General features: G+C 24.5%; 19 protein-coding genes. 6 read left to right on the forward strand and 13 right to left on the reverse strand.

The genetic code is table 11. From position 1 onward, the window contains the following. Positions 1 to 37: 37 nt before the first annotated feature. The 6 genes from KGF52_RS05040 to KGF52_RS05065 all read right to left on the reverse strand — a co-directional run bounded on the left by KGF52_RS05040 (position 38) and on the right by KGF52_RS05065 (position 2,421). Positions 38 to 418 (reverse strand): type II toxin-antitoxin system death-on-curing family toxin, encoded by a 381-nt coding sequence (locus KGF52_RS05040; protein WP_227839346.1) that lies wholly within the window; start codon positions 416 to 418, stop codon positions 38 to 40. Next, positions 418 to 585: a hypothetical protein gene (locus KGF52_RS05045; protein ID WP_227839347.1), complete on the reverse strand. Its 168-nt coding sequence runs from the start codon at positions 583 to 585 to the stop codon at positions 418 to 420. The genes KGF52_RS05040 and KGF52_RS05045 overlap by 1 nt, the downstream gene beginning before the upstream one ends. 476 nt (positions 586 to 1,061) lie before the next feature. Then, positions 1,062 to 1,298: a hypothetical protein gene (locus KGF52_RS05050; protein WP_227839348.1), complete on the reverse strand. Its 237-nt coding sequence runs from the start codon at positions 1,296 to 1,298 to the stop codon at positions 1,062 to 1,064. A gap of 50 nt (positions 1,299 to 1,348) precedes the next feature. Then, positions 1,349 to 1,618 (reverse strand): hypothetical protein, encoded by a 270-nt coding sequence (locus tag KGF52_RS05055; RefSeq protein ID WP_227839349.1) that lies wholly within the window; start codon positions 1,616 to 1,618, stop codon positions 1,349 to 1,351. 321 nt (positions 1,619 to 1,939) lie between these two features. After that, a complete protein-coding gene (locus tag KGF52_RS05060; protein ID WP_227839350.1) occupies positions 1,940 to 2,224 on the reverse strand; it encodes a hypothetical protein in 285 nt (94 codons plus the stop codon). A 14-nt stretch (positions 2,225 to 2,238) separates the two neighbouring features. Then, positions 2,239 to 2,421, reverse strand: coding sequence for a hypothetical protein (locus KGF52_RS05065; protein ID WP_227839351.1), 183 nt, complete (start codon positions 2,419 to 2,421; stop codon positions 2,239 to 2,241). 477 nt (positions 2,422 to 2,898) lie between these two features. Here KGF52_RS05065 and KGF52_RS05070 point away from each other — a divergent pair, with 477 nt between their 5' ends. Then, a complete protein-coding gene (locus tag KGF52_RS05070; RefSeq protein WP_227839352.1) occupies positions 2,899 to 3,417 on the forward strand; it encodes a hypothetical protein in 519 nt (172 codons plus the stop codon). 396 nt (positions 3,418 to 3,813) lie between these two features. Here the strand turns inward: KGF52_RS05070 and KGF52_RS05075 are convergent, their stop codons facing one another. From KGF52_RS05075 to KGF52_RS21370, 7 genes are all read right to left on the reverse strand, one after another. Further along, the gene (locus KGF52_RS05075) at positions 3,814 to 4,131 is read right to left on the reverse strand and encodes a BlaI/MecI/CopY family transcriptional regulator (RefSeq protein ID WP_227839353.1); all 318 of its coding nucleotides are present in this window, start codon (positions 4,129 to 4,131) and stop codon (positions 3,814 to 3,816) included. Positions 4,132 to 4,831: 700 nt separating this feature from the next. After that, positions 4,832 to 5,182 carry a helix-turn-helix domain-containing protein gene (locus KGF52_RS05080; RefSeq protein WP_227839354.1) on the reverse strand — a complete coding sequence of 117 codons (351 nt, stop codon included), beginning with the start codon at positions 5,180 to 5,182 and terminating at the stop codon, positions 4,832 to 4,834. A gap of 194 nt (positions 5,183 to 5,376) precedes the next feature. Then, entirely contained in the window at positions 5,377 to 6,243 is an 867-nt protein-coding gene (locus KGF52_RS05085; protein ID WP_227839355.1) for a forkhead box transcription factor, read from the reverse strand. Between the two features lie 91 nt (positions 6,244 to 6,334). Further along, entirely contained in the window at positions 6,335 to 6,775 is a 441-nt protein-coding gene (locus KGF52_RS05090) for a JAB domain-containing protein (protein ID WP_227839356.1), read from the reverse strand. An 802-nt stretch (positions 6,776 to 7,577) separates the two neighbouring features. Next, a complete protein-coding gene (locus tag KGF52_RS05095; RefSeq protein ID WP_066024798.1) occupies positions 7,578 to 7,802 on the reverse strand; it encodes a DUF6718 family protein in 225 nt (74 codons plus the stop codon). Next, positions 7,774 to 8,238, reverse strand: a complete 465-nt coding sequence (locus KGF52_RS05100) for a hypothetical protein (RefSeq protein WP_413927386.1) — start codon at positions 8,236 to 8,238, stop codon at positions 7,774 to 7,776. Before KGF52_RS05100 ends, KGF52_RS05095 begins: the two co-directional genes overlap by 29 nt. Before the next feature lie 428 nt (positions 8,239 to 8,666). Then, on the reverse strand, positions 8,667 to 8,789 hold the full coding sequence (locus tag KGF52_RS21370; protein WP_255646291.1) for a hypothetical protein: 123 nt from the start codon (positions 8,787 to 8,789) through the stop codon (positions 8,667 to 8,669). Between the two features lie 318 nt (positions 8,790 to 9,107). Here KGF52_RS21370 and KGF52_RS05105 point away from each other — a divergent pair, with 318 nt between their 5' ends. The 5 genes from KGF52_RS05105 (at position 9,108) to KGF52_RS05125 (ending at position 13,211) form a co-directional block, all read left to right on the forward strand. After that, on the forward strand, positions 9,108 to 9,863 hold the full coding sequence (locus KGF52_RS05105; protein ID WP_227839357.1) for a ParA family protein: 756 nt from the start codon (positions 9,108 to 9,110) through the stop codon (positions 9,861 to 9,863). Positions 9,864 to 9,884: 21 nt separating this feature from the next. Further along, positions 9,885 to 11,237 (forward strand): ParB N-terminal domain-containing protein, encoded by a 1,353-nt coding sequence (locus KGF52_RS05110; protein ID WP_227839358.1) that lies wholly within the window; start codon positions 9,885 to 9,887, stop codon positions 11,235 to 11,237. A gap of 276 nt (positions 11,238 to 11,513) precedes the next feature. Further along, a complete protein-coding gene (locus tag KGF52_RS05115) occupies positions 11,514 to 12,098 on the forward strand; it encodes a helix-turn-helix domain-containing protein (protein ID WP_227839359.1) in 585 nt (194 codons plus the stop codon). Positions 12,099 to 12,109: 11 nt separating this feature from the next. Further along, positions 12,110 to 12,322 (forward strand): antitoxin VbhA family protein, encoded by a 213-nt coding sequence (locus KGF52_RS05120; protein ID WP_227839360.1) that lies wholly within the window; start codon positions 12,110 to 12,112, stop codon positions 12,320 to 12,322. A 1-nt stretch (position 12,323) separates the two neighbouring features. Then, entirely contained in the window at positions 12,324 to 13,211 is an 888-nt protein-coding gene (locus tag KGF52_RS05125; protein WP_227839361.1) for a Fic family protein, read from the forward strand. Positions 13,212 to 13,214 lie beyond the last annotated feature (3 nt).

Raw genomic sequence — 13,214 nt, forward strand, 5'->3', positions numbered from 1 at the left:
ATGAATAAAAAAAGATGTCCCCAGGGGACATCTTTTTTTATTGTTTATGTTTTTTTATCCAATCAAGAATATGTGTTTCATCAGCAATGTTAGAAGCAATTTCTAATCCTAATGTAACAAGTTCACTTTGAGAATATTCTATTGAAATTTCATTTAATTTACATAATAAAACCATTGTAGAAATACCAATTCTTTTATTCCCGTCAATAAAACAATGGTTACTTATTAAACTATGTGTTGTAACTGATATTTTTTCTTCAATTGTTTTATATAGGTCAACTCCAGAAAAAGTTGCATTTGCCCTATTAAGAGCACTATCTAATAATTTTATATCTTTAACACCTTGAGAGCCACCACTTTTAATTATTATTCTTTGATGATATTTTAAAATTTCATCTAATGTTAATGAAATATACATTATTCAGCCAACTTTCTTAGAGCTTCAATATTATCATCTATTGTATCATCCATCATTTTATCAAGATTTTTTTTTGCATTAAAATTTAAAAGTTCTTTTATTACTTCTTCCTTTTCATTTTCATCTAAATCATAGAATTCATTTATAATATTTCTTGCTGTAGCCATAATATCACTCCTTATATCATAATTACATCATGTGAACTAACCATATACTTAATTAACATTTGAAATGGTGGCTTCTTGGTCAAGATAACTATTGTTATCAGTATCACCAAGCTAACTCCGAAGTTCCTTCGGTTGGTGTATCAACACTAATAATACCGACTTTTCTCTCGGCAAAAGTCACCCTCGTTGGATTGTGAATGAACTAAACATATAGATTTCATGGCTTGGTTTTCGCTCCATCTATATGTGGCGATTGGTTGAATATTTTATGGTACTAACCTTTTCTAGTACCAACCTTATATATTCAGTTTGAAAAGTTCTAAACGTATTATTAGTATACGACAAATCAAGGTGAAAAACAATTTATTGATTGGACTTACATCCTCCACCTCCTACGGTGAGTAAGAAGAATTTCGCCTTATAGTTAAAATTTAATGTGTTTTATTTAATAATATTAGAGCTATGTATATTTATTATTAGCAGTTAAATATATTTAACTCTACTTTTTCTATTTTAATAAAGTCTATATTTTTATTTAATATATCTATATCTATATTTGATTTAAGATTTATTTCTAAATTTGTATTAATTATATTTTCTTTTTCCATTTTTATAATGCATTTATTCAATTCTTCTTTTGATGAAGCTATTCCAATAACATTAGTTTCAATAGAGTGTTCTCCAAAAGTTTCAGATACAATATATACTTCCATTATTAATACCTCCTAAAATATTTAATTTATTAAATTTAGATTTCGCATATTTATATATTTTTGTAAAAATCTATTTTATTAAATTTTTTCAATTCATTATATTTACTCATGCAAGTACTTTGAGTTCTTTCAAGTGCCATACTCAAATCTTTCCAGTTCATAGAAGGTCGCATTTTACATAAATAGCTTAATTCCTCCATGCTCCAAGTTTTTCCATGTCTGCTATGAAATTCTTTATTATACACCATCCTATGATTGCTTTTATAATATTCAATTCCATCAATGAAATAAGTTTCAATCTTTTTATTATGAGGTATCATTTTATCCTCCAAAATTAATATTATAGTAAATTTTCTTCTCGCATTTGTGCTTTAAATTTAGTACGTATTTTTTAAAATTTATTTTTTATATCACATAAATTTTGTAAAGAATTAGATTCCTTTTCATCTTGAATGTAATGATTATAATACACTTCTTTACCAGGTAAATGTGAATATAGTTGGAACAGTGTATTTTTCAATATCATTTATTTCTATATAATATTCAGATGGATTTATCATTCTTATTCTCCTATTAAATTATTTTATTTATCTAACTGAAATATAAATTATATTTCAGTTAGATATTGCTATAAAGGTAGGTTATTTCATGCCATTTATTATACCTTTCGATTCGTTCATATACATTTCAATTAGCATATCATTACCTAAATCTAAAGAAAGATAAAATAAGTTTAAAATGAAAAAAACATTTTTTCTATTCACTATAAAAACTAAATTTAAATAACAATCTGTATCATCCTTTGGTTGATTTTTAAAATAAGGCTTATTTGCTATAGATTCATAAACTTCTAATTCATCAGTTTGTATATTATAAAGATAAGCATATTCACAAATTCCATCTAATAAAAAATCTGAATAGTTCAACAAGTTTTCGTTATTTAAACTAATTTTGATTTAAACATATCAATAAAATTTTCTTTAGAGTTATTGTTGTATATTTCTAAGATGTCTAATCCTATACCAGTAAAATGACTATCATACTGATTATAAATTCCAAACACCTTATTTTTAGTATCTCTCTCTTTTGTAGTTCTGTAACCTATTAATCCTCTTATAATCATATTATTTTCCCCCTTAAATTTCAAAAACTAATAATTTATGATATACAAACGTGAGTTGTTTTTTTGTTGAGCATTAAATAGACTATATTTTTTGTTTGTCAAAAAGTTTACTAGACTAAAAAATATTAAGATGTTGTTTATATTAATATTTTTTTAGTCGGTTTTGACAATAAAAAAAATATAGTCTATGCTGTTGCGAAAAAAAACATAGTGAAGTATTTTACTTATAATAAAAAATATCTTTACATAGCTTTTTGACATTACATTATTTCTACAGAAAAAGGGCTGTCGCACTATTTTTTAGTGTGATAGACCCTTTTTTATTTTTTTTTGAGTTTTGAAAATAACAAGTTTTGACTATACTCCCTAAGTTTAGTGAAAACTAAGGGAGTAAGTAAAGATGAAAAACTTTTTTAAAGAAGCACATAAATAACTGTTATAATTAAAGTATATAAGAAATAAATGGAGGCTTGAAAAATGGATATAAAATTTAGTACAATATTAGATTTAAAAGTTAATAAAAAAAATGTTGAAATGATAGAAAATGAAGTTGAAAAAATTAACGATGGCATGTTAGGTATAAGTTTTGCAGATCACGCAAATGGTTATGCAGTTTTACATAAAGAAATAATCGGCTCTAGTTTGTATTTTGACATATGGAGTTCTACATGTAATGGAATAACTTCAAATATAGAAGTAACTTTGAAATTTGTACTTGATTACCCGATGGATAATAAAAGAAAAAAAGAAAATATAGAAAATATAAAAAATATTTTAATATATATAAATAGTTTAAGTGGAAAAAATGAAACAAATGACCTTAGTGCATATATTAGACCATTTTTATACAAATTAATAGAAAAATATTCTACGCACATTGAAAAATGTTTAATCACACACGAATTTGTAGGTGTAAATCAAAATGAAATTAAAGAATTTTTAAAACATATTATAAAAATTGAAGAAAGTAGCAGATATCTTATATATGAAGAATAATATGTAACTTAATATTAAATTTATGTTAAGTGAACTACCATACACTTAGCTTGGTTTTCGCTCCATCTTATATGTGGCGATTGGTTGAATATTTTATGGTACTAACCTTTTCTAGTACCAACCTTATATATTCAGTTTGAAAAGTTCTAAACGTATTATTAGTATACGACAAATCAAGGTGAAAAACAATTTATTGATTGGACTTACATCCTCCACCTCCTACGGTGAGTAAGAGGAATTTCGCCTTATAGTTAAAGAAGGAGCTGTTTCAAAATAGATATAAGCCTATTTTTCATTGTTGAAATGATGAAAATATATTTGATTTTATACAAAAAAGAGTACCTCATGAATTAAAAATTTCATTTTGAGACACCCTTTTTCTTATTTTTTTGAGTTTTAAGATATAACAAGCAAAGTTTTAATTAAACTTTCTATTGAGCCGTCATGTATATCATCTAAAAATTTTCTTGTCGCAAATTTTATATATTCTTCTTTAGTTATTAATATTCTATAATGTGTCAATCTATTTATTCTTTCTGCATCTAAAAAATGCTTTTCAACAAGCTTTTTTAAAAGAGTAAGTGTAGTTGTTGTTTTCCAGTTATATTTCTTTCTCATAGTTTCAGTTACTATTTTAGATGTAACTATATCATTTATTTCCCAAATAAACTTTATTACTTTAAGTTCGGATTCTGGTATTTTTTGTATAGACATATAATTGTAATCCTTTCTTCTAGAACTATACTTTAAAGTTAGTAGTTATATATATAATTTTTATGTTTATTTATGTAGTATTTACATATAACTACATTTTTCATAAATGTAACTCTTGTATTAACTAGATGTAGATAATTATTATTTTTTAACCATACTAATTTCATGTAATTTGTCCAATGTCTAGGAAATAAAAATTTTTGAATTTTTATTATTTTTCTTGCACTTTCAAAGCAAATTAAACTAGGAGAAATTTTTATATTTGCTTTACTGATTAGTTCTAATAAATGTTTCTTATCAAATATAAATAAATCTGGACAAAAAGCATAAATATAAAATGTAGAGTTTCTAATAGATAAAGGTAAATGTTTTTCTATGAAAAGCTCAAATTTTTTGCCTTTTTGATGTAGATAATATAAAGACTCAATATTATCATCAGATAATAACTGTTTTAGCTTATAAGCTGATACATTCTCCTTTATCCACTCCCCATTTTTATTTACATTGAAATCTATGTATTCAACTTCTATTTTTTTTTTATAACTTTCTTACCATTTTTAGCTTCTATTTTTATCATATTAAACTCCTTTTATACTACCTACAGATAGTAAGTTTATAAAATATATACTATATATATTTTATCATAAAATAAAAAAAGATGTCTAAATTAATCTAATGACATCTTTTTTTTATTAAATTTCTATTTTGATACTTCTCCATATTCAATTATTTCTTTTATTAATTTAAGCATAATTTTTTGTTCTTTCAATGGTAAAGCATCAATCAATTCATAGCACTCAGAAGATACTGTTTCAACTTCTTCATCGTTTAATATAATATTTTCAAGTAAAATTTCTAGTGGCATTTCTAAAGCATTTGCTATTTTCAAAAGACTATGAAAAGATGCCTTTTTTTCTCCACGTTCAATTTGACCGATATATGTATAAGCTACGCCAACTTTTTCAGCTAATGTTTTTTGACTATAGCCTAATTTTTTTCTAAAATTTTTTATTCTCTTTCCAATTATAATATATATTTTATCTAAATCCATTATGCACCTTCCTATACACATCATAAAATTTACGTTATTTATAAAGAATGTTTTCTTTTAATAATATGCTATGTATACTAGGAGTGTTCCCTAATGGATAGTAATTATACGAATTACATATTATAGGTTGTAAAGGAAGCATTGAATTTTTAATATATATATTTTTATGTCCCCAGGGGACACTTTTTTAATTACTATGTTAGACCCCATAAACCTCTATCAATTCTATAAAATATTTCATTTTCTTGAAGCGTCTGTCTAATTTTTTCTTTCCAGTTTTTGTTTGAATCACATTTTTTATGTCCCTCTATTTTAGTGTATATTTCATTTAAATACGCTTTTTTATCTAGACTTTCTAGAACATTAGCAACTAAATCTTTCCATGTGATTTTGAGACTATTTCTTATGTCAAAATAATCAGATTTAGTTATACTAAATTGAATTATAAGAGGATTATCTTTTCTTAATATCAAAATGTATTCATGACATATTTTAATGAAATTGTTATTTGAATATATTCTATTATCACTCATACAATTGTTTTGCTGTTTTATAATAATTTGTTCTGTAGTACCAAGCTTATTTATATCTAATAGCATAGAGTAAAGTTTCTTGTTTTTTTTAACATCTGCCATTAAAATAGCTATTCTTCCACCTCTTTCAAGCGTATTAAATTGTTTTGTTAAGCAAAAATTCAATTTTTTTATAAATTCATAATAATCTTTTATATGAGATAAATCATTTTTTAGTATTTGATTTCCATACACATTTCCTGAAAATTTTACTATATCCCAATATGGAGGATGCCAAAAAATGAATTCATTTCTTTCTTTAATGTCATTGTCAATTAAATCAAATCCAATATTTAAATCATAACAATTTGATGATATATTTAAATAATTTGCTACATCTTTTGTTGTAAAAGAACCAGACATATAATCACTAATTTCATTAAATTTATATACTTTATGTAAGTCTAAAATAATTTTTCCACTTGTATTACCTCTGTAATTGTTTTTGCCAAAGCTACCTCTATCTTTATAGTTTACAATACTGTTCATTTTTAATTACCACCTTATTAATTAAGATTTTTAAGTTTTATATCTAAAGAGACTATAATAGCCACTTTAGATTAGGTTTTTAATAACAATTTTAAAATAGAAGTTTATTTTCTTGAAATGAAAAATAAGATTTATTTGAAACAATAATATGGTCTAGTATATGTATACCTAATAAATCACCTGCATGTATTAAACGATTTGTTATGATTTCATCATCTGGTGATGGTGTACAATCGCCTGATGGATGATTATGTGAAATTATAATTTTGCTACAATTACTTAAAATTGCTATTTTAAATACTTCTCTTGGATGAACTAAACTAGAATTTAATGTACCAATTGATATAGTAGATATAACGCAAATTTTATTATTAGTACTTAATCCCAATATTATAAAATGTTCTCTGTCAGGATTATCTAAAAAATTTGATATTACTTTATAAGAATCTTTTGGTTCTTTTATGTGTATATTGTTTACAAATAAATCTTTTTCCTTAACAAGTTTTACCTTTACAATTTCAACTTTTTCCATATTAAGAACCTCCTAAATATCAACTCGTGAGTTGTTTTTGTTGAGCTGAAGATTTCATATTTGAGTTAGTTTGTCAAAAAGCTTTGCTAAGTGTAAAATTTTTTTGGCCAATGTTTTTAGGCTAAAAAAATTTTACACTGGTTTTGACATACTAAAAAAATATGATAAGCTGAGGTGGCAAAAACAATAGGGTAATACATTACTTAAAAGTAAATTCTTTACTTTGATATTAGAAATGAATAACAAAAAAACAAAGATTACTATTATGTATTTGAATAGAATCTTTGTTTTTAAATTAAATTATTTTTTATTTATCACTATTTTAATCTTTCAATAATTACTTTACTCTATAGAGTTTTCTGTTGTTAATATTTTCTAATGCTTCAAGAGCAGTTAGATAAAAAATATTTTTATTATGTAATTTAGTTATATATATACAAAATATAGCTAATGTCGCTAAAATAAATAAAATATTATATAATAAATTAAAATTACTATACATTATAGAAATAAAACATATAGAACATATATAACTTATATAAAATGAAATTAAAGCATATTTAATTATTTTAAAGCTATATTCTAATTGTGCTAAATATGTCTTAATTCTGACTTTTTCAATACTTATGTTTTTTTTATAACGCATATCATCAAGACTGTTATAAAACTTATAATTTAAATCATAATACATTTGAATTTTTTTATTAGTATTATTATAAAATAATTGTTTTTCTATCAAATCATCATCTCCTAAATACAATAAAACAGACTTATTGAGTCTGTTTTATCATATTAAATTTAGTTACATTTTAAGAACCTGAGATATAAAATCGCCCTCATCATCTAAAAGTCTATATGGTTCATATTCTCTATATGACCTTATATCGCCTAGAACCACTATTTGTACATTTTTTTCTAATGTAGCAAGTGATAAGTACTCTGTTAATGCACCAAGTTTGTCTCCTTGTTCAGTTCTTAAAGCTAGACAACCTATGTTATTAAATTTCTTCGCTATTACGTAACACATCTTCTATCACTCCCTTAAATTCTTGTGTATTTTTAAAGTTACCTTCATCAAATAATCTCCTAACTTCTTTTCCAATTGAATTATTTTTTGTATGTTTATAGATATACATATGTAACAAATCATTTATCTGTCTATCTACTTTAGTATTTATTTGTAATTCGATTGGATAATGAAAATTTGATTTTTGATAATACAGATGAATTCCTCTGTATCCATCATCGTTAGTTTTTCCAGTTCTCATATCTGCTAATCTAAAAGAAGATAAATCTTGTTCAAATAATTCGTAATAACTATCTACTATTATTCTTATTCCCAATAAATCATTAAAACATTTATTTAATTCCATGTTTGGATAATATTTATCATATTTAATCAAACATGAATGATAAGATTTTATTCTATATGAAACAGGAAATTTAAAATCTATTTCTACTATTTAAGTATCTACTTATATTTCTTATTTCTTTATTAATATATCATCTTTATTAAACTTTCGTGAACTACCATACACTTAATTAACCTATGGCTAATTTGAAGTGGTGGCTTCTTGGTCAAGATAACTATTGTTATCAGTATCACCAAGCTAACTCCGAAGTTCCTTCGGTTGGTGTATCAACACTAATAATACCGACTTTTCTCTCGGCAAGAGTCACCCTCGTTGGATTGTGAATGAACTAAACATATAGATTTCATGGCTTGGTTTTCGCTCCATCTATATGTGGCGATTGGTTGAATATTTTATGGTACTAACCTTTTCTAGTACCAACCTTATATATTCAGTTTGAAAAGTTCTAAACGTATTATTAGTATACGACAAATCAAGGTGAAAAACAATTTATTGATTGGACTTACATCCTCCACCTCCTACGGTGAGTAAGAGGAATTTCGCCTTATAGTTAAAGTATTTTTTAGACTTTTTCCTAACTTTGATTTATAACTAAGTTCATCTAATATATTTTCTGTAATACCATAAAAGTTAAATTTCATAAAATATCCCCTTACTTTTCTTTTGGATAATACTTATTATATATAATTATAACATAAAGTACAATAAAAAGATTGCTAAAAAGTGTATTTTATGATATAATATAAATATAGAGAGGGGGAAGAGTAATAATTAGTAAAATTAATATTTAAAAAGGAGGAAAATAGATTACTAATGGAAAAGATTAAATTTAAAAATAAAAAAGTGCCCTTAAAGGACACCATTTTAATTAAATAAACTTTGCTCGGTTTTATTTAATTATTCTAATATAAGTATAAGATAAAAATTAAGAAAAATCAATATAAAAAGGAGATTTAAAAATGAAAACTATATGTGTTTATAATATAAAAGGTGGTGTAGGTAAAACTACAACAACTATAAATCTTTCAGCAATTTTAGCTGAAAAGGGATATAAAGTATTAATGGTAGATGCAGACCCACAAGCTAACCTATCAAATACATCTGAAAACTATAATCATAAAGATTATACAATAGCAGAGTTACTAACTAAAAAAGGTATGTCAACTGGTGAGGTAATAATAAGAACAGAGTTTGATAATATTGATTTGATACCATCAGATATACGATTTTCTTATTCAGAAAGAGAAATATTGCTTGATATGGGAAGAAAGCAACATGATAGATTAAAGAAAGCTTTAGAACAAGTTGGAGATATTTATGATTATTGTATCATAGATTGTCCTCCTGCGTGGAATTTAATAACAACAAATGTCTTACATGCCAGTGATGAAGTATTAGTTCCACTCGTAATTGATAGATATACAATTGATGGTGTAAATGATTTAATGCAAAAAATTAATGAAATTAAAGAAGAATTTAATCCTAATTTAACAATAAGAGGTTGTTTTGTAACTAGGGATGAACCTACAACTGTAAATAAGCAAGTAAAAGAAGGATTAAAAGAATTTCTAGGAGATATTCTTTTGAATGTGAGTATAAGAAAAAATGTAACTGTGCCAGAATCAACTTTTGAATGTATGCCAGTTGTATCTTATAAAAAGAATTCAAATGCAAGTAAAGATTATTATAGTTTAGCAAGAGAATTAAATTTATAATTGGAAAATGGAGGATTTTATATGGCTAAAAATTTTATGAAAAATAATGCAGTAACTAAATTAGAAAATATAAAAAATGAGGTTCAAAAAGCTGAATTAAAAGAACAAGAACAGTTTAAAATAGAACCTATACATATAGATAACATCATTACAAATGAAAAAAACTTTTATGGAATTAGAGAGATAGAAACTCTTGCAAATGATATAAAAGAGAATGGCTTACATCATAATATTGTAGTTAGACAAAAAGATGATAAATATGAGCTTTTAAGTGGTGAAAGACGTTACCAAGCACATAAATTATTAGTGGAACAAGGACATAAGCAATATTCTTTTATTCCTTGTAAGATTGAAAATTTAGATGATATAGATAGTGAAATAGTATTAATACAATCAAATGCACAAAGTAGAGAGTTAACAGAGGTAGAGAAGTTAAAACAAGTTGAAAGATTAACAGAATTACATGCACTGAAAAAGAAAAAAGAAGGTACAAAAGGGGCATTAAGAGATTTTGTTGCAAAAGATATAGGATTAAAACCTACACAAGTTCAAAGATATACAACTATTAATCAGAAACTAATACCAAAATTGAAAGAACTTATAGAAACAGAAGAATTAACTATTGCAAATGCTAGTGAATTTGCTACATTAACAGAAGAGCAACAAAATTTGGTATATGATTTAATTAAAAATAAGATAGATATAACTAAAAGTGAAGCAAATAGAATAAAAAAACAATTTAAAGAAGTGGAAGAAGAAAAGGAACTTTTATCGAAAGAATATTTAGAAAAGATAAAACTACTTGAAAATGAAAATAAAGAAAAAGATATTAAATTAAAAGATGCGACAGAGAATATTAATAAAAAAATACTAGAAGTAAAAGAAGAAATGGAAGGAAAGAGTGAAAAAGAGCAAGAGGCATATCTTGATGAATTAAAGAAATTTGAGGATGAAAAGAGAGCATTAGAAATCCAATATAAGGATGAAAAAAATGAGTTAGAAAATGCACTAGAAAACCTACAGAAAGAAAATGAAAAAATTATATCGCAAGTTGAGGAAGAAATTAAGATAAAATCAGAAAAGATAATGAAAGACTTTGAAAGTGAAAAGAAAAAATTAAGAACTGAAAATGAATCAATAAAATTAGAAAATGAAAAACTAAAAAAAGAATTAGAAAATAAAGAGTTTGATGATAGAGAGAAAAAAGCTATATATGAGACAAAAATAACTTTAACTAAATTAAAATCAGATGTTATAAGAGTTACATCTTTAATGAAAAATATACCATCAGATGAAGAAATATTAAAAAATATAGAATCATTACGCAGATTATTTGAAGGGTTAGAATCGACAATAAAAATACATGTAAAATAAAAGATGGACAAAAAGGTGTGTCCCCTAGGGACACATCTTTTTAAGCAATAGATTGATAGAAAACTATTTAATATATAAAAGGATAACAAAAAAGTTTACACTTTGATTTTTTTATTTAACGTAATGCGTAGCATAGTGTTTCTAATAGCTAGAATAAAAATGTATTTTAATATAGAATTATTATTGCTATTAGAAAAATAAAAAAGTTAAAGTGTCTGTTGCCGACAAGGTTAATACAGATATTAAAGCTAAAAAGTAAAAAGAGGTGGTTAAAAAATGGATATAATTAAACAGATAAATTATAAAAAACATGAATTAGGACTAAATCAAATACAATTTGCAGTCTACTTAGATGTGTCCTTGAATACTGTTATTAAAATTGAAAAAGGAGAAATGCCTTCCCAAAGAATTTTAAATAAGATAATGAAAAAACTTAATATAGAAAATTATAAATATGCAAATGAAAAAAAAAGAACCATATACTTTCTTAAAAGTGTTGGTAGATTAAATATACCTTCTAATTGGACTGAATGTATAGGAGTTACAGAAGAAAATCCAGGTGTTGTTTTGTATTTAATTGAAAATGAGTCTAATGAAAATGAGATATGGATATTAAATGATAATATGATTGAATTTGATGATATTAGGAAAAATGCTGAAATTGAATTAGAATCAATAGAAAAACTTATGCTTTTTAATAGTAATGGAAAGGGGGCTATAATACCAAAACTTAGTGTACCTTTGGATTGGTTAGAAAATATGAATGTAAAAATAGAGTCTCCACACGTTTCTATACAGTTATATAAAGATGAAAGCATATATAAAAGTAAAATAGTAATAAAAAAAGACAAAATAAAGTAGGAGGATATTTTATGAAAGATTATTCAATTAAGAATACAACTAAAAAAGAAAGAAAAGAAATAGCTGCTAGTGCATTAGGTTTATGTATGATTGATTCCAAAGAACCTACTAAAGAAATGAAAGCGATAGTAAACAAATATGTAGAAGGTGAAAAAGAAATATTAGAAATACAAAAAGAAGTTCTTGAGATGTATAAAAAAAGATATAGCAAAAGAGGTAATTAATATGGAAGATATATATTTATATAAAAACACTTCTGTACTTAAAAATAAACTTGATATAAAAGACAAAAACCAATTGGAGGATTTTGAAAGTTTTATTACTTATACTAAATTTTTAAATATAGATGAAGTTATGCAAAATAGAGAATTTAACTTCGATTATATAAAAGATGTTCATAAACATATATTTGGAGATATATATGATTGGGCAGGTGAACCAAGAAAAATTAATATTGAAAAAAGTGAAAAAGTGTTAAATGGTATGAGTGTCGAATATTGTGATTACACACAAGTAGAAAAAGAAGCCAACAAGGCTATAGAAGAATTAAAAAACATTGAGTGGAAAGAATTAGATTTAGATGAAAGATCAGAGTTGTTTTCTAAGAAAATCTCAAATTTATGGAAGGTTCATGCTTTTAGAGAAGGAAATACTAGAACAATAATGACATTTTCTGTACAATTTGCAAAAGAACAAGGATTTCACATGGATAGTGAAATATTTAAGGTATACTCAGAATATGTTAGAGATTCATTAGTGGCTTCAATCGGTGAATATTCAGAATATGAACATTTAACAAGCATAGTAAAAGATTCTATGGAAATAGGAGAAAGAAAATTTTTAAGAAGTAATACATATGTAAAATTTAATTCATCATTTAATGAAATTAATAAAAATGATGTATATAAATTTGAAGATGCAGAAGAACTAATTAGTGCATTATCAGAGAAATATAATTGCAGCGAAGAAATAAAAATATCAATATTTCTTGATAAAGCATGTAAGAAAGAATTTTTTAGTGGATGTATTGATTTGGCAAATTGTAAAGAAAAATTATCATATATAATTAAAAAAGATAAAAATGTAGTAAAGAGAGAAGAGTTAGAAAGATAAAAA

This window comes from Clostridioides sp. ZZV15-6597, assembly GCF_020657815.1.
In the GTDB taxonomy this organism is placed as follows: Bacteria; Bacillota; Clostridia; order Peptostreptococcales; family Peptostreptococcaceae; genus Clostridioides.

What these genes read in the sequence shown, in the direction of transcription:
- KGF52_RS05070 (WP_227839352.1), top strand. Translation starts at nt 2,899, where the DNA reads ATGGATATAAAATTTAGTACAATATTAGATTTAAAAGTTAATAAAAAA.
- KGF52_RS05125 (WP_227839361.1), top strand. Translation starts at nt 12,324, where the DNA reads ATGGAAGATATATATTTATATAAAAACACTTCTGTACTTAAAAATAAA.
- KGF52_RS05040 (WP_227839346.1), bottom strand. Translation starts at nt 418, where the DNA reads ATGTATATTTCATTAACATTAGATGAAATTTTAAAATATCATCAAAGA.
- KGF52_RS05055 (WP_227839349.1), bottom strand. Translation starts at nt 1,618, where the DNA reads ATGATACCTCATAATAAAAAGATTGAAACTTATTTCATTGATGGAATT.
- KGF52_RS05115 (WP_227839359.1), top strand. Translation starts at nt 11,514, where the DNA reads ATGGATATAATTAAACAGATAAATTATAAAAAACATGAATTAGGACTA.
- KGF52_RS05105 (WP_227839357.1), top strand. Translation starts at nt 9,108, where the DNA reads ATGAAAACTATATGTGTTTATAATATAAAAGGTGGTGTAGGTAAAACT.
- KGF52_RS05095 (WP_066024798.1), bottom strand. Translation starts at nt 7,802, where the DNA reads ATGTGTTACGTAATAGCGAAGAAATTTAATAACATAGGTTGTCTAGCT.
- KGF52_RS05050 (WP_227839348.1), bottom strand. Translation starts at nt 1,298, where the DNA reads ATGGAAGTATATATTGTATCTGAAACTTTTGGAGAACACTCTATTGAA.
- KGF52_RS05080 (WP_227839354.1), bottom strand. Translation starts at nt 5,182, where the DNA reads ATGGATTTAGATAAAATATATATTATAATTGGAAAGAGAATAAAAAAT.
- KGF52_RS05085 (WP_227839355.1), bottom strand. Translation starts at nt 6,243, where the DNA reads ATGAACAGTATTGTAAACTATAAAGATAGAGGTAGCTTTGGCAAAAAC.
- KGF52_RS05110 (WP_227839358.1), top strand. Translation starts at nt 9,885, where the DNA reads ATGGCTAAAAATTTTATGAAAAATAATGCAGTAACTAAATTAGAAAAT.
- KGF52_RS05045 (WP_227839347.1), bottom strand. Translation starts at nt 585, where the DNA reads ATGGCTACAGCAAGAAATATTATAAATGAATTCTATGATTTAGATGAA.
- KGF52_RS05065 (WP_227839351.1), bottom strand. Translation starts at nt 2,421, where the DNA reads ATGATTATAAGAGGATTAATAGGTTACAGAACTACAAAAGAGAGAGAT.
- KGF52_RS05075 (WP_227839353.1), bottom strand. Translation starts at nt 4,131, where the DNA reads ATGTCTATACAAAAAATACCAGAATCCGAACTTAAAGTAATAAAGTTT.
- KGF52_RS21370 (WP_255646291.1), bottom strand. Translation starts at nt 8,789, where the DNA reads ATGAAATTTAACTTTTATGGTATTACAGAAAATATATTAGATGAACTT.
- KGF52_RS05120 (WP_227839360.1), top strand. Translation starts at nt 12,110, where the DNA reads ATGAAAGATTATTCAATTAAGAATACAACTAAAAAAGAAAGAAAAGAA.
- KGF52_RS05090 (WP_227839356.1), bottom strand. Translation starts at nt 6,775, where the DNA reads ATGGAAAAAGTTGAAATTGTAAAGGTAAAACTTGTTAAGGAAAAAGAT.